Raw genomic sequence first — 21,537 nt, 5'->3', positions numbered from 1 at the left:
TTAATACTATGATTCCTTGACAAACACTTCTTATTATATTTGAACAATCTTGCGATAACTTCTTGAAGTAATTATAAAGATTAGTACATAGACTAAAGCAAAGACGCCACAGATAGAAAGTGTTACGGTTAACATCATGGCTGTATCGATAACCCCGATAACCTTGAGAATCAAACTTAACATGTGATAAGCAAATGCCAAATGTAGAAAGGCGAAGATTACAGGGAGGAAGAAGACAGTCAAGACTTGCTTGTTAATAGTTTGCTTGATTTGTTTTTGGTCTAAGCCAACTTTTTGCAGGATAACAAAGCGTTCACGGTCTTCATAACCTTCTGAGATTTGTTTATAGTAAATGACCAGTACAGTACCTACCATAAAGATGATAGAGAGGAAAATACCGATAAAGAGGACTCCGCCAAAGAGAGCGTTCGCTTGGCTAATTGCATCACTTGCAGTATCTCCACCGTATACCATACCGTCTTCGCTCTTGAGATTATGACTAAAGTTGATCACATACCGATTAAAATCGTTAGCTAGTTTTAACTGATCCTCTTGACTGGCGGTTACATCCATACCACCGTACAACTGAGTATAGACAGCAGAATCCTGGTATTTGTCCAAAAAACTCTGTAAATTTGGAACAACAAGGTAGTTATAATCCGAAATCAAGAGAGCATACTGGTTTGAAACATGATTGATGATAAAATCTTGTTGGATTTCTTCCTTGATACGGTACTCTTGTTTGTTAAGACTAAATGCTTTCTGACCTTTTAGTTGGTCATTTTTAACCCAAAGACCTACTTCGTTATCCGTTAAATGAAGCTTTTGTCCAGTCATTTTTTCATAGTCTTTTTGGTCAAAAACTAGGAAAACTGTCTTAGGCATGACATTGGTTTGCCATTTTTCAAAGATGGTTAATTTGGTCCCATCTTGACTGGAAATGCCGAAGCTGGCATATCTAAGAACGTCTTTGTTGCTAATCGTTAAGTTCTTTTCACTGGCATATTGAGTCAAAAGCTTTTCTAAATCCTCAACTTCTACATTTTTTCCCTTAACATCAAAATCGTGAGGATACATGAGTTTTTTCATGTTTTCAGAACCGTTGTAGATGCTGGTTGCTGCAGACATAGTAACTAAAACCATGGTTGAAAGTATGGCAATGGTTGCTAAACCGACAGCATTTTTCTTCATACGAAAGATGAGGTTAGATACAGAGATGAGGTTATTGGGTTTATAGTAATATCTTTTGTTTTTCTTGAGTAACTGTAAGAAAACTGTAATACCCGCATTGAATAAAAGATAGGTCGCAACTATTACCAACATGACGGCAATAAAGAAAGTAAGGCTTGCTGAAATTGGGTCTTTTACGCTTTGTGCTAGATAGTAGCCACTACCTAGTGCAATTAGCCCTACAAGTGTTTGAAGAACTAGGAAACGCCCCTTCTTTTCACCTTTTGCTTTCTCACGAGAGAGTTGGAGTGCATCCATACGGATGATACGTAGGGCATTTAGGGACACAAGGACTAAAAAGATAAGACCAAATACAATAAGGATTGAAAGAACTACGGACCATTGGAAGGTTGCGGCTAGCTCTACCTTCATCTTTGCAAGTTTAAGCAATAATGCAAAGATGAGATTGTCAAAGAGGGCACCAATCCCAATACCAGCAGTGACTGTTACTATCCCAAAAATCAAGAGTTCCTTGAAGGTCATACCAATCAAGTGACGCTTTTCTAATCCTAACATGCCATATACACCCAGTTCTTTGGATCGATTTTTCATGACAAAACTGTTGGCATAAAGAACGATAATGGCTGATGCAAGTGTCACTACGACAAGCCCTAGTTGTAGGGTAAATTGTATAGCAGATGCACCACGCAAATCACCAATTTTAGGATTAAAGGCTAGGGAATAAAAGAGATAGCTAATAGTGACTGCCAAAATGACAGACAGAGCAAAAGGATAATAGAGTTTGCGGTTTTTGATTAAGTTGGAGACGGCCAACTTATTGGTTAATCGAAACATGCTAGTTCACCTCACTTGCCATAACAGTCAAGGTGTCAGAGATTTCTTGGAACATCTGACGATCGGTCTTTTCACCACGGTAGATTTGATTATAGAGAATGCCGTCCTTGATGAAGAGGACACGTTTCGCTCGGCTAGCTGCTGCTGTTGAGTGGGTCACCATGAGAATGGTTTGCCCTTGCTCGTTGATCTGATCAAAGATATCAAGGAGGGCTGCAGATGACTTAGAATCTAGAGCTCCTGTTGGCTCGTCAGCAAGAAGAATTTCTGGTTCTGTGATGATGGCGCGTGCAACTGCTACCCGTTGTTTTTGTCCACCAGAAATTTCATAAGGGTACTTCTCCTGCAATTGATTGATGCCAAGATTTTCAGCCGTTACAACCAATTTTTTCATCATTTCTGTAATAGGCTTTCTAGACAATACCAAAGGGAGTAAGATATTGTCTTTAACAGAAAGCGTATCTAACAAATTGAAGTCTTGGAAGACAAAGCCTAACTTTTCACGACGGAAGCTTGATGCTTCAGAATTTTTAATGGTAGCTGTGTCAGTTCCATTTAGGAAGACCTGTCCACGCGTTGGCTTGTCAAGCATAGCAAGAATATTGAGTAGGGTTGATTTACCGGATCCAGACTCACCCATGATGGCAACGTAGTCGCCTTTTTCAACGGTAAAGTGAATATCTTTCAGGGCTTCTACTTGGTTGCCTTGGAAACGTGTTTTATAAATCTTTTGAACGTGTTTTACATCTAATAGTGTCATGATAATCTCCTTTTTAATATCCCATTAATTGAAACTTGGCCTGCATCATTTGAATGCCGAACTCAACTCGCTTGATATCCTTTGGACTCGGTTTACTTGTTTGTTTCTTTTGTAAAATATTTTTCATTGTTTTGCTCATTTATCGTTCTGATATAAGTGTACTCTAAAAAAAGAGTTGTTTCCATAACATAACCTTACAAAAGAGGTCTGTAATCTTACATTTTTGTAAGATTGGATTATTTTTTTGTAATGAACTACTATTAGTTTACCACAAATTTTTAAGCAAAAGAAAAACCCTTGATACTACAAGGGTTTAATACTTCAAATGAATGGTAAGATGGTTACCAAAACCAACCTTCGTCGTCATTAATAGGCTGGGCTTCTTTAATCTTGCGTGGGCCTGTTCCGTACATCTCCGCTTCGATATCTTCCTTAGTTGGTAGGATATAGGCTAGGATGATATAGATGATGATTCCGAGTCCAAAATTTGCGATTGTAAAGATAGCAAAAATGAAGCGTACCAATGTCACATCAAGATCCCATCTATCAGATAGTCCAGCAAGAACTCCCGAAATCATCCGATTTCGTCTCATTTTATAAAAATTTTTATTCATGATTTGTACCTCTTTCGGTATTCTTGAAATAAGTATAACATGAACTAAAACACCCTGCATCAGTCCTTGGGCTGATTTTGTAGGATGAGATTCCCATGACAAAGACCACATCGATAACGTTTGGTATCAATTCGTCTTTTTCTTTGATAGGGTTGGCCACAAGAGTAACATTTATAAACCAAAGCTGTTTTTTGACTTACACTTGATAAGGGAGGAACAAAGCGGAGTCCATCCACTTCTTTTAACAGTTCCTTAAAGGCTAAATCTTTATGTTTATACCCTTTTCCCTCATAATAGAGATGATAATGACAGAGTTCGTGACGGACAATTTTTCGGAAAACGTCTAACCCAAGTTCTTGATAAACCTTGGGATTAAAATCCAAATGACCATCCTTAGGAAAAAATCGACCACCTGTCGACCGTAGACGAGAGTTCCATTGTGCTTGGTGTTTGAAAGGTTTTCCGAAGTCTTCTAAAGAAACTTGTCTAACGTAATCAGTTAGATTCATCTGGTGCAAGGAGCGACAGATTTACTTTTTCACGTTGGACATCGATTTTCTTTACCCAAACAGTAACCAAATCACCGACTGAAACGACTTGACTAGGATGTTTGATAAATTTCTTGCTCATGTGAGAGATATGAATCAGACCATCCTCATGAATGCCAATATCAACAAAGGCACCAAAGTCAACAACGTTGCGGACAACACCTTCAAGCTTCTGTCCGACTTTTAAGTCTTTGATATCTAAGACATCCTGACGAAGGACTGGGGTATCAAAAGAATCACGAAAATCACGACCTGGTTTGAGAAGGTCAGCGATAATGTCTTTAAGTGTTTCTTGACCAAGGTCTAATTCTTGCGCCATTTCTTTGATAGAAACAGATTTGAGTTTTACTTGTGCCTCTTCATTCAAATTCTTGATATCTAAGCGTTTAAAGAGTTCCTTGACTGCAGCATAGTTTTCTGGGTGAACACCTGTATTATCAAGGATATTGCTGCTTTCAGGAATGCGAAGGAAACCTGCTGCCTGTTCAAAAGCTTTTGCTCCCAGGCGAGGAACTTTTTTGATTTGGGCACGAGAAGTGATTTTACCTTCTTCTTCACGATACTTGACGATGTTTTCTGAAATCGTTTTGTTAAGCCCTGCAACATGGGAAAGTAGCGCTGGACTGGCTGTGTTGACATTTACACCAACTTGGTTAACGACTGTATCTACGACAAAGTCCAGACTTTCAGACAATTTCTTTTGACTAACATCGTGCTGGTATTGACCAACACCGATAGATTTGGGATCGATTTTAACCAATTCAGCAAGGGGGTCTTGCAAACGACGAGCGATAGAAATGGCTGAACGTTTTTCAACAGTTAAGTCAGGAAACTCTTGACGGGCAAGTTCGCTGGCAGAGTATACAGAAGCACCACTTTCGCTAACAATGACATAGCTGACTTCTGGAAAATCTTTGAGAACTTCAGCAACAAAGGCTTCGCTCTCACGGCTAGCAGTTCCATTTCCGATAGCAATGATTTCAACACCATATTGGCCAATCAAATCTGCTAAATCACGCTTAGCTTCTTCAATCTGACGAGCAGAAGCTGGTTTGACTGGATAAATAACTTGTGTTGTCAACATCTTACCAGTCGCATCAACGACCGCAAGCTTAGCACCTGTACGAAAGGCTGGGTCAAATCCAAGAACCACGCGCCCTTTTAGTGGTGCTACGAGAAGGAGATTCCGAAGGTTTTCTGAGAAGAGTTGGATAGCTCCTTCTTCTGCCTTTTCTGTCAATTCAGTACGAATACGGCGCTCAATAGCTGGTAATACCTTCTTCTTAACAGATTGCTGAATGACTTCGTCAATATAATCATTCCTAACCTTGAAACGAGCAGCAAAGAAGGCTTGAATACGTTCAACCGCATGCTCAAAACCGATTTTCAAGATACCAAGCTTCTCACCACGATTAAGCGCAAGAGTGCGATATCCCTGCATATTGGCAACTGTTTCTGAGAAGTCATAATAAATCTGAAAGACTTGTTTTTCATCTAAAGTTTCGTCCTTGACTTGGGAAGTAATCTTAGAATGTCTAAGTACCTCTTGATAAGTCATTGAACGCAAGTTGACATCTTCAGATAGAGCTTCAACCAAGATATCAACTGCACCCGCTAAAGCATCTTGTGGAGTCTCAAAACCTTCACAGACAAATGTTTCTGCTTCTTTTTCTAGGTCAGATTCATTTTGTAAGATTAAGCGAGCAAGAGGAAATAGTCCCGCCTCACGCGCAATCGTTGCCTTGGTGCGACGTTTTTCCTTATAGGGAAGATAAAGTTCTTCGACATCTGCTAATTTTTCAGCAGAAAGAATTGCTTCTTCTAATTCCTTGGTTAACTTGCCTTGCTCTTTGATTTTTGCTAAAACAGCTTCTTTACGATCGTTGAGAGCTGTTAGACTTTTATCAAGGTCGATAATTGCCTTAATAGCTACTTCGTCTAGGGTTCCAGTCATGTCTTTCCGATAACGAGCGATAAAGGGAATAGTAGCTCCTTCAGCTGTCAAAGATAGGACTGTATCAATTTGTTTTAAGGTTACACCCAAATCTTGGGAAATTTTTTCATATTTTTTATCCATGAAACTATTATACCATAAGCAGGAAAGCTTGTTTTCATTAATTTGTTGCTTTATTTCAACTTTATAAAGATAAAAAGGAACTTGATTATAAAATATAACTATTTCCCAGAAATAATAGTATAATAGAGGTAACATAAAGAATCGAGGTATGCCTTATGGCTGTTAAATTTACAAAAACTGATGACTTAGATAAGATGTTCGAAGAGTTTGCCAAACTTCCTGATTTGAAACAAGTAACATTTCCTGATGACAAATTAAAGAAAGAAAAAGCAGAAAAGAAAAAATAGATGGATCTCTTTCAAAACTTGCCTTCAAGTGTTTTACAAGCTGGTGCCATTTTTCTATCAATTATCATTGAAGCCCTACCCTTTGTCTTAATTGGTAGCATCATCTCTGGTGCTATTGAAGTCTACGTCACTCCCGAAAAAGTTTATCAATTTCTCCCTAAAAATCGCTTGGGGAGAATCTTTTTTGGTACCTTTATAGGATTTCTCTTTCCTTCTTGTGAATGTGGAATTGTTCCTATCATTAATCGTTTCTTGGAGAAGAAGGTTCCAAGCTATACAGCTGTTCCCTTTCTAGTTACAGCTCCTATCATCAATCCTATCGTACTCTTTGCAACCTATTCAGCTTTTGGTAATTCCATTCAAATGGTTCTTCTAAGAGCTTTAGGGGCAATACTCATTGCTACGATAATGGGTATTGCCCTTGGATTTTTCTGGGAGGGACCTATTCAAAAGGAAAATAGACTAGCTTGTCATGAACATGATTTTTCTCACTTGAATAAAAGTAAAAAAATCCTTCAGGTCTTTATCCAAGCTATTGATGAGTTCTTTGATATGGGACGTTACTTGGTTATCGGTTGTCTGTTTGCTAGCATAGTTCAGGTTTATGTACCAACTAGGATCCTGACTTCTATCAGCGCAACACCACTGCTTGCTATTATTCTATTTATGCTCTTATCCTTCCTACTATCACTCTGTAGTGAAGCCGATGCTTTTATTGGTTCTTCACTTCTCTCCAGTTTTGGCTTTGCTCCAGTTCTCGCCTTTCTGGTTATAGGTCCCATGCTTGATGTCAAAAATCTACTCATGATGAAGAATTATCTCAAAACGAGCTTTATTTGGCAGTTCATGGCAATTGTCACTCTTGTTGTACTTGTATATTCTTATCTAGTCGGGGTGATGTTATGATTCGATTTCTTATTTTATTTGGCTACTTTATCTTAAGCCTTTATCTGCACCTATCAGGAAAGCTCAATCAGTATATAAACCTCCACTACTCATATCTGGCTTATATCACTATGTTTTTATCTTTGTTACTAGCCATTGTTCAAGCTTATACTTGCTTCAAGCGCTATAAAAAACACAGTCACTTACACAGTATTTCTGCCAAGCTTGCTAGTTTTATCCTCTTAGGTTTGCCCTTGTTGGTTGGATTTACCTTCCCAACAGTCACTCTGGATTCACAAACAGTATCGGCAAAAGGATATTATTTTCCTTTGTCGGAAGGAACTGACAAGGCAATCCAAGCAAGTGAAGGTACCAGCAGTCAGTATCTCAAGCCGGATACTAGCAGATTTTATTCAAAAACTGCTTATGAAAATATTGTTAGGAAGACTGCTGATAAATACTTAGGCCAATCAAGCATTGTCATCAAGGATGAGAATTACTTGGAAGTCATGGAGGTCATCTATGATTTTCCAAATGAATTTGAAGGTAAGGAGATTGAGTTTACTGGTTTTGTCTACAATGATCCCAATTACGCCAATAGTCAATTTGTCTTTCGTTTTGGTATCATGCACTGTATTGCTGATTCGGGTGTTTTTGGTCTCTTGACTACAGGAAATAGCAATCAGTATGAAAATAACACCTGGGTCAGAGTCAAAGGTAAGATTAGGAATCACTATCACAAAGAACTAAACCAAGTCCTCCCAACTCTCGAAGTCCAGTCTTTCATCAAAGTAGACAAACCAGAGAACCTTTATGTTTATAAAGAATTTTAAAAAAGTAGCCTGAATGGGCTACTTTTTTTATTTAATAAGGTTGAATGTTTGACATATTCAAAATATTAGATTTCTGTATTTCAGAATTCTAATACTGTCTGTTTATCTATTTTTTTCTTATAGGATTTAAACATCCAAGCTTAATTGTTGCCATTAACTCTAAATGAATGTTCAGAAATCCATTTGGTGTAACTAGATAATCTTTCATCTGTTAAGGATTCTACTGCAATAGTTACACACATATCGACCGCTTCCTCAACTGTTACAGAAAAAAGATAGCCATTCAACTGTAGAAATTTCACCAATACGAAGAAAGCAGTTCGTTTATTAGCGTTGGCAAAAACATGCTTCTTGATCAATTGGACAAACAGTATCGTTGCTTTATCAAAAATTGTTGGATAAAGAGGTTTACCGAAGACAAATTGTTCTGGTAAATTGACAATCATATTTAAGGCAGAAGGACTAACTGTTTGAATTTTTTCATTAGGTGAATACCGTTGAATTGCTAAAGTATTGATTTTTTCAATTTGCTTTTCTGTCAGATAGACTGTCATTTTTCCACCAAAGCTTTGAAAACATCATCGTATTCGTCAAAAATTTTGTCCAAATTTAAGTCAAAGGCATCATCAGATACATAGGAAATCTGATGTCCAGACTCTTCGGGAGTAAAGATAATTTCACCACTTGGTAACAATTTCGCTTCGTATTTTACACCACTTGGAATATTGAATTCGCTTGGAATGGTAATGGTGATTGAATTTCCTTGTTTTCTTGTTTTTACTACCATCTGATTTCCTCCTTTGAAGTATTATAACAAATAATTACCGTAATTACAATGACAGAATATCAGTTAAAATAATTCAGCTTGAGAAATTTCTGCTAAGAACTCATCCGAATAAACCGAATAAGCATTTGGATCATTCGCTTGGTGGTCGTTCATTGCTTGACCACATCTACATGTCCATTTTCCCATATCTAACCTCAGTCACGACTTAATTCTTCAAGGAAAAATTGATTGAGAGTTCCCCAATCTCTTTTATCCTTCTTCCACTATGTTCATTTTATCAGAATCCTAGGACATTATCAAAAAATTATTATAGTATCTACAGAAAAAAGCCTCCAAGAGGCTTTTTCTCATCTGACAATATCTTTATACATATCTGGTCTTCTGTCTCTAAACAGGCCCCAATTTAGGCGTTCATTCGCTCCCTTGTCAAGGTCATAAGTGGTTAAGAGGATTGCTTCATCTTGTCGTTCGGCTTGACTTAAAATAGCTCCTGTTTCATCGGTCATAAAGGATGAACCGTAGAAGTAAAGGCTGGAACTTTGTCCCCCATTTTCTTCACAAGGAGTGACTTCTTCTAAACCATAACGATTGGCTGCAATAACTGGCACAATATTTGCTGCTGCATGCCCTTGCATAGTACGTTGCCAATGACCACAACTATCTGTATCCAAAATAGGCTCTGAACCAATGGCTGTTGGATAAAAGAGTAATTCTGCGCCATTTAGTGCCAGGCAACGGGCTGTTTCTGGGAACCACTGATCCCAACAGATGCCAATACCAATCTTGGCATAGCGAGTATCCCAGACCTTGAAGCCTGTGTTTCCAGGAGTAAAGAAGAATTTCTCCTGATAATAATGGTCATCTGGTATATGAGTTTTACGATAAACTCCTAATACTTCTCCATCCGCATCAATGACAGCAATGGAATTGTATAAGACATTACCATCTTTTTCATAGAAACTAATCGGTAAAACCACCTTTAGCTCTTTGGCAATTCCTTTAAAATGCTGAATAGCCGTATTTTCTGATACCGACTGGGCATACTGGTAGTAGTCATACTGACGCTCCTGACAGAAATAGGGACGTTCAAATAATTCTGGTAAAAGAATGATCTGGGCTCCTTGCTCAGCAGCTTGACGAACTAAACGTTCAGCTGTTTGGATATTCGTTTCCACATCCTTAGCGCATTGCATCTGAATAGCTGCAACCGTTACATTTCTCATCTTTTTCTCCTATTCTGGAATTTGTTGGGTAATACAGTGAATATTTCCACCACCTAATAGAATATCTCTTGCAGGAATTCCGACAACATAACGGTCTGGGAAACACTGGCTCAGAATATTCAAGGCCACTTGGTCGTTAGCGTCCTGAAATTGTGGCACCAAGACAGACTTATTAGCAATGTAAAAATTCACATAGGAAGCTGCTAGTCTTTCACCTGCATAACGCTCCTCTTCGCCTTCTTCATAAGTATAGCCCGGCAAATCTTCCTCTGTAACTACTTGATGAATAGCTGGGATTGGAAGTTTATGAATAGTGAAACTCCGGCCTTTTGCATCAGTTTCCTTCTCTAAAAGAGCTAGATCTGCTGCAGACATGGCATACTGAGGATCGTCTTGGTCGTCTGTCCACGCTAAAACAAGCTCTGCAGGACCAACAAAGGCTGCAACATTATCGACGTGTTCATTTGTCTCATCTTGATAAATACCGTAAGGCAACCAAATGACTTTTTCAGCACCAAGGCTCTCTAGTATGATCTTTTCAATCTCCTCTTTAGTCAGGTGAGGATTACGACCAGGACTAAGCAAGCAACTTTCAGTTACGAGAATAGTTCCTTGACCGTCACTGTGAATAGCTCCACCTTCCAGTACAAAAGGTTTGGCATCATAAACAGGGATTTCCAACGCATCAGCAAAACGACTGGCTACTTGGTCATCTGCTTCATAGTCTTGGTAAAGACCGTCAACAGCACCACCCCATGCATTGAAAGACCAATCTACCGCCAACTTTTTCCTTTGATCATTGAGGAGAATAGTTGGACCTGTATCACGAGCCCAGGCATCATTTGTCTGAATATCTAGATAAACGACATTGTCTCCAAGATAAGATTGTGCTTCAGATAGATAGTCTTGCTCCACCAAAAGGTAAACTGTTTCCCCCTGAGCAATCGTTTTGATAATCTGGCTAAAGGCTTTTTTTGCAGCCTTTCCTTGAAAAGGCCATGATCCTGGTCGAGTCGGCCATATCATGAGAGTTCCATGATGGGGTTCATACTCTGCTGGCATACGATAACCTAATTTCTTTGGGCTGTCCATCATGATAATCTCTCCTTAAAGTCTTGGTAGCCAAAGGCTTTGACTAGACTGCACTCACCCTCTTTACCCATGAGATACAAACTTGGAAGCCCAATGCCATTAAAGGTATTATTTTTGACAAATGAGTAAATAGCCATGTCTTCAAAATAGAGGCGATCGCCGATTTCAATCGGTTTTTCAAAGCTGTAATCCCCAATGATATCCCCTGTCAGGCAAGTATTTGAAGAGAGTCTATAAGTATAAGGTTTATCTTGCGCTTCAAAACCATCTCTCAATGGGGGGCGATAAGGCATCTCAAGGACGTCTGGCATATGACAACTTGCTGAAGCATCTAACACTAAGGTCTCAATCCCATTTTCAACGATGTCTAAGACTTCAGTAGCTAAATAACCAGCATTGAGTGCAATCGCTTCTCCTGGTTCGATATAGACGTCAAGGTTATAGGTTTCTCGAATTCGTTTAATCTCAGAAATCAGCAAGTCCACATCATAGTCGGCTCTCGTAATGTGATGTCCACCGCCCATATTGAGCCATTTGACCTCATGTAAATAAGGACCAAACTGTTCTTCTACAGCTTTCAAAGTTGTCTCTAAATCATCTGCCCCTTGCTCACAGAGAGTATGAAAATGAAGGCCGTCAACTAAATCCAGCAAATCACTTGGTATCTTATCTGCAGTCACTCCAAAACGGGATCCAGGAGCACAAGGGTCATAGAGTGCGTGATCTCCTTGGGTAGAACATTGAGGATTGATGCGAAGACCCACACTGATACCAGCCTCACGACAACGTTGACCATACTTTCGAAGTTGTCTCTCTGAGTTAAAATCAATATGATCCGATATTTGCAGTAGCTCTTCCATATCTGATTCCTTGAAAGCAGGTGCAAATACATGGACTTCCCCTGGGAATTCTTCTCTAGCCAGCTTGGCTTCATAGAGTCCACTAGCTGTCGTACCTGATAGATACTGGCTAATCAAAGGATAGGTTTTATAGAGAGAATAAGCCTTTTGAGCTAGCAAAACCTTACAACCTGCCTTTTCCTGAACCTCTTGTAGAATGCGGCAATTTTCTTCTAATTTTCCTAAGTCAATGATATAAGAAGGCGTTGGTACTTGTTCTAATTTCATTAGTCCACCATTTGTGGATTTTCAACCACAACCCATGGCAAACCGTATTTATTTAAAGCTTCCATGAATGGGTCTGGATCCAACTCTTCAAGGTTATAAACTCCTGGTTGTTTCCATGTACCATCCATCACTAATTTTGTCCCAATCATGGCAGGAACACCTGTTGTGTAAGAAATGGCTTGTGATCCAACCTCTGCATAGCACTCCTGATGGTCGCAAACATTGTAAATGTAGATGGTCTTTTCAACGCCATCTTTGACGCCTGTAAAGATACATCCGATATTGGTTTTTCCAACTGTACGTGGGCCAAGGCTGGCAGGATCTGGAAGTAAGGCTTTCAAGAATTGGATTGGAACAATTTCTTGGCCGTTAAAGTTAATAGCATCTGTACGAAGGAGCCCAACGTTTTCCAAGCATTTCATATGCGTTAGATAAGATTGGCCAAAAGTCATAAAGAAGCGAATGCGTTTAACTCCTGGAATATTCTTTGCTAATGATTCAATTTCTTCATGGTGGAGGAGATACATGTCTTTTTGACCAACTTGAGGGAAATTATACTCACGTTTGATAGACATAGCTTCAACTTCTACCCATTTTCCATCTTCCCAGTAAGAACCTGGTGCAGAAACCTCACGTAGATTGATTTCTGGGTTAAAGTTTGTCGCAAATGGATAACCGTGGTCACCACCATTACAGTCTAAAATATCGATATAGTGGATTTCGTCAAAGTAATGTTTGAGTGCATAAGCTGAAAAGACGTTGGTTACCCCTGGGTCAAAACCAGAACCAAGAAGAGCTGTCAATCCTGCTTCCTTGAATTTTTCTTGATAAGCCCATTGCCATGAGTAGTCAAAGTAAGCTGTAAAACCAAGCTCCTTACAACGTTTCTCATAAATAGCACGCCATTCAGGGTCTTCTGTATCCTCAGCCTCATAGTTGGCAGTATCGATATAGTGGACACCTGTTGCCAAACAAGCATCCATAATAGTCAAGTCTTGATAAGGCAAAGCTACGTTCAAAACAGCTTCTGGTTTGTAGCTTTCGATCAAGGCAATCACTTCTTCTACCTTGTCAGCATCAAGAGCAGCTGTCTCAATCTTAGTATTTGTTTTGCCTTCTAATTTAGCCTTCAAGTCATCACATTTTGACTTTGTACGGCTAGCAATCATAATCTCTTTAAACGTTTCGCTATCTTGGCAAATCTTTGAAATAGCAACTTGGGCAACTCCCCCACATCCAATAACTAATAATCGACTCATTTTTTTCCTTCCTCTTCTTCTAAAATATCTTCTACATACTTAGGCAACATAAAGGCTCCCACATGTAAGTTTGCAGTGTAATATTCCGTAAATAACTGGCGTTTTTTCCAGCCTTCCTTGTCAAAATCTTTGACAGGGTGATATTTTTTCGATGCAAATCCAAACAACCAATAGCCCGCAGGACTAGTTGGGATATGTGCCTGATAAACCCGGCTGATTGGAAAGGCTTGATTGACCTTGCGGTGCATGCTTCGGCATGCTGACTCATCTTCGTCAAAGAAAGGACTACCATGCTGGTAAATCATAATACCGTCTTCTTTAAGAGCGCGATAACTATTACCGTAAAATTCCTTGGTAAAAAGACCTTCTGTATGTCCAAATGGATCTGTCGCATCATTGATGATAATGTCGTAGTCATCTTCGCAGTTTCTCAAAAAACGCAAACCATTTTGATAATAAATAGTGACACGAGGGTCATCAAGTCCTGCAGCAAAGTCTGGGAAATACTCACGACAGACCTCAACCAACATCTCATCCGGTTCCACGATATCGATTTGTTCCAATTCTGGATAGAGTGTCAAAACCTGGGCAACACCACCGTCGCCACCCCCAATAACCAAGACTTTCTTTGGATTGGGATGGACAGCCATAGGCACATGGACCGTCATTTCATTGTAGACAAAATCATCTGCATCTGAAAACAAGACATGCCCATTTAAAATCAATATCTTCCCAAAAGCAGGCGTGTCTAAAACTTCGATATCCTGCCATTCACTTTTACCAGCGTAGAGTTGCTTGGCTGTTCTCAGGGATAATTTCACATCTGGAGTATGAACTTCAGAAAACCATAAATCCATCTAGTTCTCCTTTCTTTCAATGACATTGATATGATTGACCTCTGGATCTTCCGTTCCTTGGAGGGAACAACCACGTTCTTTGGCAAATTGAATATAATCGACAATTTCTCGTGTAATCCGTTCACCTGGCGCTAGGATTGGAATACCTGGAGGGTAGCACATAACAAATTCCCCACAGACTTGCCCCACAGACTCGTCCAGGGTTAAACTTCTTCTCTCTGAATAAAAGGCTTCCTGAGGAGATAGCACCAACTCAGGCTGGATATATTCTCCAGCAATCAAGTCCTTCCCATCTCGTGAGTAGAGTCTCTTGATATCAGCTAGCGCACCCACCAAGCGTTCAATGTCTTGAATGCGGTCACCAATTGAAATGTAGGCCAAGATATTCCCAATATCACCGAACTCAATCTGAATATCATATTCGTCTCGTAGGAGATCATAAACTTCAATACCTGTTAAGCCAATACCCTGAGTGTAGACTGACAACTTAGTCACGTCAAAATCGCAAACAGACACACCGTCTATTAACTCTTTTGAGTAGGCATAGTAGCCACCAATGGCATTGATTTCACGACGAGCATACTCTGACAACTCAATGACCTTTTCAAAGGACTCCTTACCACGAAGGGCTAGGTTTCTACGAGAAACATCTAGACTAGCCATTAACAGATAAGATGCTGATGTTGACTGTGTCAGGTTAATAATTTGACGAACGTACTCAGGATTCATCTGATCCCCAACTAAAAGAAGCGAACTTTGTGTCAAGCTGCCACCAGACTTATGCATGGATACAGCTGACATATCAGCTCCTGCGTCCATAGCAGATAGGGGAAGTTTATCTGTAAAATGTAGATGGGCCCCGTGCGCTTCATCTACTAAAACTTTCATTCCTGCAACGTGAGCCATCTCTGTTAGCCCCTTAAGGTCTGAACAAATTCCATAGTAGGTTGGATTGTTGATTAGGATTGCCTTGGCATCTGGATGTTCTTGAATAGCATGTGCTACACGCTCATTTTCAAGCCCCAAAGCAATACCGATTTTTGGATCCACACTCATCTCGATATAGATGGGAATAGCTCCACATAAAACGAGCGCATTGATAGCTGACTTATGAACATTTCGAGGAAGGATGATCTTATCTCCAGCTTTACAGGTGGAGAGAATCATAGTTTGAACAGATGAAGTTGTCCCCCCAATCATTAGAAAGGCATGAGCCGCACCAAAAGCATCTGCTGCTAGCTCTTCAGCTTCTCGAATAATCGAAATGGGATGCCCCAGATTGTCCAAGTGCTTCATAGAGTTAACATCTATACCTACACATTTTTCCCCTAAAAGTTCAACCAACTCTGGGTTACCACGGCCACGCTTGTGACCAGGTACGTCAAATGGTACAATTCTTTTCTTTCGTAACTTGACCAGTCCCTCATAAATGGGAGCTTGGTTTTGATTTAACATTATAAAGACATACTCCTTTACCATAGTTTTACACCTTAACAATGTAAGGTTCTAAAGGATACTTATGAAAAAAGAGCAGGTTGGCACCTGCTCTACAATCTACTGACGTGTTTATGTTTGTTTCTTTTGAGTATGTCTGTTCCTGATGTTTCCTAACTCTCTAGTAGCAAATATTACGTACTTTATTGATCGTTTCACAAGATGACGTGTGCTTTCACCACACTAACAAATCTATACGAATTAGGACAAGTGTCCTAACATCAACTTATAAAAGTAGGCTTTTAACCCTATCAATAATGTGGCTTTTCAACCACGCTTCGGCATTCAACCCTGCCTGTCCGTAGGCATTTTTTACTCGGGTTTATATTTGCTAGAAAACATCATCTCATTTTCTAAGCTTCATTACTATATCATGTTTTCAGATACTTGTAAAGTATTTTTAGAAACTTTTTTAAATAGATACATTTTGTTGTTCGTAAAAATTAACGAACAATAAAATAGAAACCGTTTTAAAATAAGTTCAAAAAAATTAAAAAGGAACTAAATCGATTAGTTCCTTAATTAGTTATAACTACAGTCAACTATTCAAAATCCTATCTACTCATCTCGTGCTATTTGAACCGCTAATTCAAAATCAGTCATCAAGTGATTTTCATCCAGATGGATGAGACTATAATACCCATTCCAAAATAGAGAGTCACTGTTGCTGGACCACTTTAATCCATACCACAATTGAGTGACATCACTTGTATGTGATGGGGGTGTTGACCATAGATGCTTTTTAAAAGTTTCTTGAACAAGAGGAAGGTCCAGTCGCGTAGTCAAGTCAAGTTCATTTAACTTGAAAGTGATAGAATGTTTTTTGGCCGCCTCAATACTGTCCTTGTCAAATCGAACCTGAATAACCTTAGAATCTTCTAAAGCTACATCCTGATCCTCAGCACCGTAAAAGGAAATACTCCCCAGTACTATCCCATCTTTTGCTAATAAATAGGGAGCGTAGGGAAGAGCATTGCTATCAAGTTTGAAGCCTTTTTCGATAGAGACTGATTTATCTCCTGCATACTTTTGGAAATTGCCATCTGTCAGGAAGGCTTCGTAGTCGCTACCACCATCACCTTGTCTTACATAGATATCAAATCCAGCTTCCATCAGATCACTTGCTTTTGTTTCTGCTAAAATGATTTTACTTTCATTAATTTGCAAAATCGGTGCTTGAGGTGGCAAACCAATCGTGAGATTAAACATGGCTCCTACTAGAAAGACCATAAAGGTTATAAGGAGGGCAAGTAAAGACTTTCCAGTCCTTTTTCGAGCATTGAAGAGGGCCATTAGAGCTGGGAGGATAATCATTTTGGCTAAAATAGAATTCCCCACACCACCTCTATTTAAGGTCTGAAAAGCAAAGACCCCAGCAATAGCAATCAAGGTCAGGTAAACCAAAATCTCGCCAAGACCCAGTTTTTCTGTACGAGTTTGTTGGTTTACAGGGGATTCGTACAATGACTGTCCATTCTCTCTCCTTTTCTTAAGAAAAAGATAAAAGCCCAGACCTAGCAACAGATTAAAGATTGCAAAAGCTATTAAAGTACCTATAATCACCGTTCTATCCATGGCTCTCTACTCCTTTATGATTCTTTTCTTTCTCATTAAAAGCAAATTCCTAACCAATAAAACGATTAGTAAGAAAGGACTACCTTCTATCAGTACAATCGGTATAGCCAGTAGAGCAATCATCAAAAAACTAACTTGCTTTTGATGCCAACTACAGTCTTCTCTTTAATTTTCATAGTGAATCACAATCCGATTTAATCTGCATCAACCCAGATCTGGTATTTTTGACAGTGGAGACATCTAAAAAGGTAGCCACAGAGAGAGCCATCCTTAACCAAGTATTCTTCAATATCTTGAAATTCTTCACGCGCTTCATAGTCTGCCAAGACTTGCTCAGCGATTCCCATGTCCTTTAATTCTCGAGTTCCAACTGTACCCAAGTAAGCACAATAATCTTGGCAACAAGAAAGCCAATATTCTCCCTGCCAACTAGAGTACCCTGGGGTCTGACAAAAAAGCAGCTGATTCTTTTCTGGATCCAATTCACCCTGCCACTCGGCATCTTGGATAAATTCCGCATCAAATTTTTTGGCCGCTTGACCGTTTGCAATACAAAATGGGCAAAGGTATTCTATATCCTCTATACTATAAGGTATAAGTGCATAATAAACATTGCTTTCTTTCCCACAAGATGGACAAACCTTAGCTTCTCCTTCAACAAATGAACCTGTAGCTAAGGGATCTGGATGATAGAGAAAATGGGGTAAGTCTTTTAACAAGTCCTGTCTTTGCTTCTTCTCTTCTTTTCTTAGAGGACGAGGAAGGGCAAAACGATCGCCATGACTCTGACTCATTTCTTGTAAACAGCTCAGTTTCTTTATCTGTTTTCGATCAGGTTTGTCTAAGATTTCGGTAAATAAGCTATAGGCACTAGTATAGAGACCCAATTGTTCATAGAGGTCAACTAAGACCTTCTTCGCTTCTAAATCATCAGACTTGGCTAATTCATCAGCTAAGTCATAAAGAGCTGAGACACTTGGTGGATTGCCCTCTTGGGCTATATATTGCTTCTTTAAAGTAATGTATTTTTGTAAATATGGATTCATAGGATTACCTTTCTAATGGATTATAAAAACCTTAACAAATAGTCACTAAGACATTCCCGTTTAGCTTTAAGATTTCCTTGTAAAAGTCTTTCATTTTAACAAAGCAGGTCAAAATATCATCCTTGATTTCTTCCTCTTCCTCAAGATAATCCCAAATATCAGGATACAAATCCGCTTTCTTACAGGCTTCCATACTAAAGTCAGTCATAGCCCTGTCCATGTCAAAACTTTCTATAGCTTCTACAATCTCGGCTATCTTGTTTTTTTCAGTATAGGCGATATATTCAGATACATCCTCTAGAGGAGTCACCCCTAAAACAGCTTCTCTCAAGGGATTGTCATCCAAAAATTCTGAACTACTAAATCCTGTCAAGACAAAGACCAAGGCATCCCACATTTTATCGATATCCAGAAAAATTTCATATTCTTCTGCATAATCCTCCGCCAAGTCCAGCAAGTCATTTTCCTCATTAGAAAGTAGCTTTATTTGTTTTAATTTATCGTCCGACAAATATTGATAATTGGCAATCATTCCCATGATTTTACTCCTTTGAATCAGTTAGTATAATACGGATGTTTTTAGCTCTATTTCCCTAGAAAATGCTATAATGGAGCTAAGAAATTGTTTTATTGTATGTTAAATAGGGGGAAGTAGTCATGTTCACTAGTATTGTTTTAGGATTTTATGCTCTTTTCTTTCTATCCTTATCCTTTACCGTCTATCTCTATATTAGACTCGTAGTTGCGGTTAAAAAAGGCAAAGACATTCCCAAACGGATTTATAAACTTGGCCATGCTGTTCAAGGAAGAATTCACGTTGACTATGAAGAAATTACTGATGCTAATGCGATTAAAGAGATTCATTGGTTCTTGCTAATCTATCTAATCGTAAATCTACTCGTATTGGCTGTCTTCTACTATCATGATAATAGCTTCCCGCAAGCCATTTATGAATGTTTGAAAAAACAATTTTTTATCGTACTTGTTAGTATGATTTTAAAAAGTCTTGGAAAATTTGTTGTACTAGCTATAAGAAAAAACTTTCATAACAGTCATGCCTATGCATCAACCAACGCTGTTGTCGGGACAGCCTTTTTAACGAGTTATGTTTTTATGTTTTGCATGATGATGAGTGGACTTCCAGCTCAACCTGTTCCAGTAACCATTCAAGATACCACTGTCATTATAGGCGAGACCAAGGCTTCCGAGCTTTTGGAGCAGGGGTTCACCTTTGGAGATCAAAGCGCGGAGAGCTTGATTACCAACCCCAAAAACGACCACTTCTACTACGGTCAGCTTCTCGAAGTCAAGCGGGATGATCAGTCCTATGGCTTTATGAGCCTTACTCCTACGGGAAGAGATACTGATCAACTCAAAAACTGCATCGTCACCTATTACAGAACACCTAAGGATAACAATCAACTAGAAGAAATTTCCATCAATCATGTCAAGCTAGCAAATCTCAAGCTCCAAGACTTTCAAACACGAAAATTAATCAATATCTTTGAAGTCAATCCTACTGATTATAATGTCGCTGAGACTGACGCAAACTACATCCTAACCATTCAAACAGCAGATTACGACCTCTGGAAAAGATACCGGATTGAATCCAAGTTCAATTCAGATGGTTCCCTAGATAGCTATGGTGTCAGAGTCCAGCACAGCATGTGGGAATAATTGACCATTTCCCACTTTATCACATAAGCATTAAACTGGAAAAATATCGTCGACAAGTTTATAGGTTTCGATGAATCTAAGGCCAGAGGAACCTTTACCTCTTGTGATTTCTTCATAAATATCTTCTAAATTTTGGGCAGGTGCTAGCATCCAAAGACTAAATGGGCTGAGTTTCACCTGTCCAATTTTTTCAATATTCTCTAATAATTGCCCTAAATCTTTGTGATTGAACCAGCAATCTGTATCCAGAGCAAACTTCGTATTGTCCATCTTACAGGAGATTTGACTGGTCAAAAAATCATCGATAGTGGGCTTTTTTGTTTGTAAGAGGCGAGTGCAAGCTAGATGGTACTCAAGCTTTCTAGGACTCTGCTCAACCATAGATACAAAGACAAGACCATACTCATCTTGGAACTTAACAGCAAGAATATCTCCTTCTTCAAAGTAAGGTTTGCGTTTAGTTTTGGCTTTAGTGACCTTTAGAGGTCTAGGATTTTCAGTTTGCAACTGAACTGCAAGTTTTTCCAAGACCTTTTGCCTTTGCTTCAAAGCCTTTGGATCTATTTCCAACCAAAATGGATCAGCCCCTTTTCTGAGAAGCTCCAAGGTTTTATCTCTGATATCATCTGTCAGGTGACCAATCTTCCACAGTGAGTAGGCAAGAGCTGTCCAATAAATTTCTGTAAATAAGTCTGTTTGGCAGTAATCTTTCTCCTCATCGAGGATATCCTTTATAATGTTCGCCACCTGTTCACCGTCTCTATAGCGACTGACTACTTCATTGTAAATGTCATAACCTTGATCACTGTCAATGATTTTAACGCCATCAATAGCCATACTCAACTCCTATATCTTTTTAAATCTCAAAGCTTATTTAATCTTATGCTTATTCATTTTCTCTTGGAAAATATCTGTAAGAATTTGTCGTAATTCTTGAGCTTCCTTTTCAGGAAGTTGGCCTTCTTGTTCAGCAACGGCGTATAATTCTGGATACTCAAGTGAAATTCTCTTGACAGTACGTGTAATGGCATGTTTTCTAACAAAAAACGGGATACGCTTAATCATCTCTTGAGGAATTAGAGCGATTATCTTATCGGCTGTTTCCTTATCGCTAAGTTTAGAAAAAGTTAATCCCTTTTTAATCATTTCTTGTTCTTTTTCTGTAAAATCTTGTAATTCCATATGTCTAGTCCTCATCTTCTGTCACTTCCCAAACCTCAGCTTGGTAGGGTTCTCCATCTTCATCGTATCGATTGATATAACCAATAAATTTTTCATTATTTTTTGGTTTGTACTGATTACCATTAATTGCCGTAATAGGCCATATCCCTATCAAGAATAAAACGACCAGTCCCAGCAATATGTCCATGC

At 39.0% G+C, this 21,537-nt stretch carries 24 protein-coding genes; 4 read left to right on the top strand and 20 right to left on the bottom strand.

Annotation, left to right across the window (positions count from 1 at the left end; translation table 11 throughout):
• Positions 1–33: 33 nt before the first annotated feature.
• From ACWPVF_RS04650 to ACWPVF_RS04630, 5 genes are all read right to left on the bottom strand, one after another.
• Positions 34–2,025: an ABC transporter permease gene (locus ACWPVF_RS04650; protein ID WP_454384987.1), complete on the bottom strand. Its 1,992-nt coding sequence runs from the start codon at positions 2,023–2,025 to the stop codon at positions 34–36.
• Between the two features lies 1 nt (position 2,026).
• Positions 2,027–2,785, bottom strand: a complete 759-nt coding sequence (locus ACWPVF_RS04645; protein ID WP_006152604.1) for an ABC transporter ATP-binding protein — start codon at positions 2,783–2,785, stop codon at positions 2,027–2,029.
• A 341-nt stretch (positions 2,786–3,126) separates the two neighbouring features.
• A complete protein-coding gene (locus ACWPVF_RS04640; RefSeq protein WP_195184413.1) occupies positions 3,127–3,399 on the bottom strand; it encodes a PspC domain-containing protein in 273 nt (90 codons plus the stop codon).
• A gap of 59 nt (positions 3,400–3,458) precedes the next feature.
• On the bottom strand, positions 3,459–3,908 hold the full coding sequence (locus tag ACWPVF_RS04635) for a SprT family protein (RefSeq protein WP_454384985.1): 450 nt from the start codon (positions 3,906–3,908) through the stop codon (positions 3,459–3,461).
• Positions 3,895–6,024: a Tex family protein gene (locus tag ACWPVF_RS04630; RefSeq protein WP_454384983.1), complete on the bottom strand. Its 2,130-nt coding sequence runs from the start codon at positions 6,022–6,024 to the stop codon at positions 3,895–3,897. Before ACWPVF_RS04630 ends, ACWPVF_RS04635 begins: the two co-directional genes overlap by 14 nt.
• A 155-nt stretch (positions 6,025–6,179) precedes the next feature.
• On the opposite strand from ACWPVF_RS04630, the gene ACWPVF_RS04625 reads away from it, so the two are divergent.
• The 3 genes from ACWPVF_RS04625 to ACWPVF_RS04615 are packed head-to-tail and all read left to right on the top strand — an operon-like array spanning position 6,180 to position 8,029.
• Entirely contained in the window at positions 6,180–6,311 is a 132-nt protein-coding gene (locus ACWPVF_RS04625) for an SPJ_0845 family protein (protein ID WP_454384981.1), read from the top strand.
• Complete coding sequence (locus tag ACWPVF_RS04620; RefSeq protein ID WP_454384979.1) at positions 6,312–7,217, top strand: permease; 906 nt, start codon at positions 6,312–6,314, stop codon at positions 7,215–7,217.
• A complete protein-coding gene (locus tag ACWPVF_RS04615; protein ID WP_454384977.1) occupies positions 7,214–8,029 on the top strand; it encodes a TIGR03943 family putative permease subunit in 816 nt (271 codons plus the stop codon). Before ACWPVF_RS04620 ends, ACWPVF_RS04615 begins: the two co-directional genes overlap by 4 nt.
• 140 nt (positions 8,030–8,169) lie before the next feature.
• On the opposite strand, the gene ACWPVF_RS04610 is transcribed toward ACWPVF_RS04615, so the two are convergent.
• The 12 genes from ACWPVF_RS04610 to ACWPVF_RS04555 form a co-directional block, all read right to left on the bottom strand.
• On the bottom strand, positions 8,170–8,583 hold the full coding sequence (locus ACWPVF_RS04610; RefSeq protein ID WP_424846550.1) for a type II toxin-antitoxin system death-on-curing family toxin: 414 nt from the start codon (positions 8,581–8,583) through the stop codon (positions 8,170–8,172).
• A complete protein-coding gene (locus ACWPVF_RS04605; protein WP_000260607.1) occupies positions 8,580–8,816 on the bottom strand; it encodes an AbrB/MazE/SpoVT family DNA-binding domain-containing protein in 237 nt (78 codons plus the stop codon). Before ACWPVF_RS04605 ends, ACWPVF_RS04610 begins: the two co-directional genes overlap by 4 nt.
• A 63-nt stretch (positions 8,817–8,879) precedes the next feature.
• Positions 8,880–9,002: a hypothetical protein gene (locus tag ACWPVF_RS04600; RefSeq protein ID WP_006148507.1), complete on the bottom strand. Its 123-nt coding sequence runs from the start codon at positions 9,000–9,002 to the stop codon at positions 8,880–8,882.
• Positions 9,003–9,163: 161 nt separating this feature from the next.
• Complete coding sequence (gene aguB, locus ACWPVF_RS04595) at positions 9,164–10,039, bottom strand: N-carbamoylputrescine amidase (RefSeq protein ID WP_454384974.1); 876 nt, start codon at positions 10,037–10,039, stop codon at positions 9,164–9,166.
• 9 nt (positions 10,040–10,048) lie between these two features.
• Complete coding sequence (gene aguA, locus ACWPVF_RS04590; protein WP_195184254.1) at positions 10,049–11,134, bottom strand: agmatine deiminase; 1,086 nt, start codon at positions 11,132–11,134, stop codon at positions 10,049–10,051.
• Entirely contained in the window at positions 11,131–12,258 is a 1,128-nt protein-coding gene (gene nspC, locus ACWPVF_RS04585; RefSeq protein ID WP_195184255.1) for a carboxynorspermidine decarboxylase, read from the bottom strand. The genes aguA and nspC overlap by 4 nt, the downstream gene beginning before the upstream one ends.
• Complete coding sequence (locus tag ACWPVF_RS04580; RefSeq protein WP_454384971.1) at positions 12,258–13,517, bottom strand: saccharopine dehydrogenase family protein; 1,260 nt, start codon at positions 13,515–13,517, stop codon at positions 12,258–12,260. The genes nspC and ACWPVF_RS04580 overlap by 1 nt, the downstream gene beginning before the upstream one ends.
• Positions 13,514–14,374, bottom strand: coding sequence for a polyamine aminopropyltransferase (speE, locus tag ACWPVF_RS04575; RefSeq protein ID WP_000366713.1), 861 nt, complete (start codon positions 14,372–14,374; stop codon positions 13,514–13,516). Before speE ends, ACWPVF_RS04580 begins: the two co-directional genes overlap by 4 nt.
• On the bottom strand, positions 14,375–15,829 hold the full coding sequence (locus tag ACWPVF_RS04570) for an aminotransferase class I/II-fold pyridoxal phosphate-dependent enzyme (protein WP_454384969.1): 1,455 nt from the start codon (positions 15,827–15,829) through the stop codon (positions 14,375–14,377).
• A 597-nt stretch (positions 15,830–16,426) separates the two neighbouring features.
• Positions 16,427–17,443 carry a hypothetical protein gene (locus ACWPVF_RS04565; protein ID WP_454384967.1) on the bottom strand — a complete coding sequence of 339 codons (1,017 nt, stop codon included), beginning with the start codon at positions 17,441–17,443 and terminating at the stop codon, positions 16,427–16,429.
• 194 nt (positions 17,444–17,637) lie between these two features.
• Positions 17,638–18,489 carry a CbrC family protein gene (locus tag ACWPVF_RS04560; RefSeq protein WP_414307711.1) on the bottom strand — a complete coding sequence of 284 codons (852 nt, stop codon included), beginning with the start codon at positions 18,487–18,489 and terminating at the stop codon, positions 17,638–17,640.
• Positions 18,490–18,520: 31 nt separating this feature from the next.
• Complete coding sequence (locus tag ACWPVF_RS04555) at positions 18,521–19,027, bottom strand: YfbM family protein (protein WP_414307712.1); 507 nt, start codon at positions 19,025–19,027, stop codon at positions 18,521–18,523.
• 119 nt (positions 19,028–19,146) lie between these two features.
• Here ACWPVF_RS04555 and ACWPVF_RS04550 point away from each other — a divergent pair, with 119 nt between their 5' ends.
• Positions 19,147–20,166 carry a hypothetical protein gene (locus tag ACWPVF_RS04550; RefSeq protein ID WP_454384964.1) on the top strand — a complete coding sequence of 340 codons (1,020 nt, stop codon included), beginning with the start codon at positions 19,147–19,149 and terminating at the stop codon, positions 20,164–20,166.
• Between the two features lie 30 nt (positions 20,167–20,196).
• Here ACWPVF_RS04550 and ACWPVF_RS04545 read toward each other — a convergent pair whose 3' ends face one another.
• The 3 genes from ACWPVF_RS04545 to ACWPVF_RS04535 are packed head-to-tail and all read right to left on the bottom strand — an operon-like array spanning position 20,197 to position 21,535.
• Positions 20,197–21,003, bottom strand: coding sequence for a hypothetical protein (locus ACWPVF_RS04545; protein WP_414307714.1), 807 nt, complete (start codon positions 21,001–21,003; stop codon positions 20,197–20,199).
• Between the two features lie 33 nt (positions 21,004–21,036).
• Positions 21,037–21,348 (bottom strand): hypothetical protein, encoded by a 312-nt coding sequence (locus ACWPVF_RS04540; protein ID WP_045616054.1) that lies wholly within the window; start codon positions 21,346–21,348, stop codon positions 21,037–21,039.
• Between the two features lie 4 nt (positions 21,349–21,352).
• Positions 21,353–21,535 carry a hypothetical protein gene (locus ACWPVF_RS04535; RefSeq protein ID WP_414307715.1) on the bottom strand — a complete coding sequence of 61 codons (183 nt, stop codon included), beginning with the start codon at positions 21,533–21,535 and terminating at the stop codon, positions 21,353–21,355.
• Between the last annotated feature and the right edge of the window lie 2 nt (positions 21,536–21,537).

This window comes from Streptococcus sp. Marseille-Q7087 (genome assembly GCF_965111935.1).
The sequence above is the reverse complement of the archived record's forward strand: the minus strand, read 5'-3'. Positions and strand labels throughout refer to the sequence as shown.

Bases quoted from the DNA above. Each gene is read 5' to 3' on its own strand.
- ACWPVF_RS04650 (WP_454384987.1), bottom strand. From the start codon at position 2,025: ATGTTTCGATTAACCAATAAGTTGGCCGTCTCCAACTTAATCAAAAAC.
- ACWPVF_RS04645 (WP_006152604.1), bottom strand. From the start codon at position 2,785: ATGACACTATTAGATGTAAAACACGTTCAAAAGATTTATAAAACACGT.
- ACWPVF_RS04640 (WP_195184413.1), bottom strand. From the start codon at position 3,399: ATGAATAAAAATTTTTATAAAATGAGACGAAATCGGATGATTTCGGGA.
- ACWPVF_RS04635 (WP_454384985.1), bottom strand. From the start codon at position 3,908: ATGAATCTAACTGATTACGTTAGACAAGTTTCTTTAGAAGACTTCGGA.
- ACWPVF_RS04630 (WP_454384983.1), bottom strand. From the start codon at position 6,024: ATGGATAAAAAATATGAAAAAATTTCCCAAGATTTGGGTGTAACCTTA.
- ACWPVF_RS04625 (WP_454384981.1), top strand. From the start codon at position 6,180: ATGGCTGTTAAATTTACAAAAACTGATGACTTAGATAAGATGTTCGAA.
- ACWPVF_RS04620 (WP_454384979.1), top strand. From the start codon at position 6,312: ATGGATCTCTTTCAAAACTTGCCTTCAAGTGTTTTACAAGCTGGTGCC.
- ACWPVF_RS04615 (WP_454384977.1), top strand. From the start codon at position 7,214: ATGATTCGATTTCTTATTTTATTTGGCTACTTTATCTTAAGCCTTTAT.
- ACWPVF_RS04610 (WP_424846550.1), bottom strand. From the start codon at position 8,583: ATGACAGTCTATCTGACAGAAAAGCAAATTGAAAAAATCAATACTTTA.
- ACWPVF_RS04605 (WP_000260607.1), bottom strand. From the start codon at position 8,816: ATGGTAGTAAAAACAAGAAAACAAGGAAATTCAATCACCATTACCATT.
- ACWPVF_RS04600 (WP_006148507.1), bottom strand. From the start codon at position 9,002: ATGGGAAAATGGACATGTAGATGTGGTCAAGCAATGAACGACCACCAA.
- aguB (WP_454384974.1), bottom strand. From the start codon at position 10,039: ATGAGAAATGTAACGGTTGCAGCTATTCAGATGCAATGCGCTAAGGAT.
- aguA (WP_195184254.1), bottom strand. From the start codon at position 11,134: ATGATGGACAGCCCAAAGAAATTAGGTTATCGTATGCCAGCAGAGTAT.
- nspC (WP_195184255.1), bottom strand. From the start codon at position 12,258: ATGAAATTAGAACAAGTACCAACGCCTTCTTATATCATTGACTTAGGA.
- ACWPVF_RS04580 (WP_454384971.1), bottom strand. From the start codon at position 13,517: ATGAGTCGATTATTAGTTATTGGATGTGGGGGAGTTGCCCAAGTTGCT.
- speE (WP_000366713.1), bottom strand. From the start codon at position 14,374: ATGGATTTATGGTTTTCTGAAGTTCATACTCCAGATGTGAAATTATCC.
- ACWPVF_RS04570 (WP_454384969.1), bottom strand. From the start codon at position 15,829: ATGTTAAATCAAAACCAAGCTCCCATTTATGAGGGACTGGTCAAGTTA.
- ACWPVF_RS04565 (WP_454384967.1), bottom strand. From the start codon at position 17,443: ATGGATAGAACGGTGATTATAGGTACTTTAATAGCTTTTGCAATCTTT.
- ACWPVF_RS04560 (WP_414307711.1), bottom strand. From the start codon at position 18,489: ATGAATCCATATTTACAAAAATACATTACTTTAAAGAAGCAATATATA.
- ACWPVF_RS04555 (WP_414307712.1), bottom strand. From the start codon at position 19,027: ATGGGAATGATTGCCAATTATCAATATTTGTCGGACGATAAATTAAAA.
- ACWPVF_RS04550 (WP_454384964.1), top strand. From the start codon at position 19,147: ATGTTCACTAGTATTGTTTTAGGATTTTATGCTCTTTTCTTTCTATCC.
- ACWPVF_RS04545 (WP_414307714.1), bottom strand. From the start codon at position 21,003: ATGGCTATTGATGGCGTTAAAATCATTGACAGTGATCAAGGTTATGAC.
- ACWPVF_RS04540 (WP_045616054.1), bottom strand. From the start codon at position 21,348: ATGGAATTACAAGATTTTACAGAAAAAGAACAAGAAATGATTAAAAAG.
- ACWPVF_RS04535 (WP_414307715.1), bottom strand. From the start codon at position 21,535: ATGGACATATTGCTGGGACTGGTCGTTTTATTCTTGATAGGGATATGG.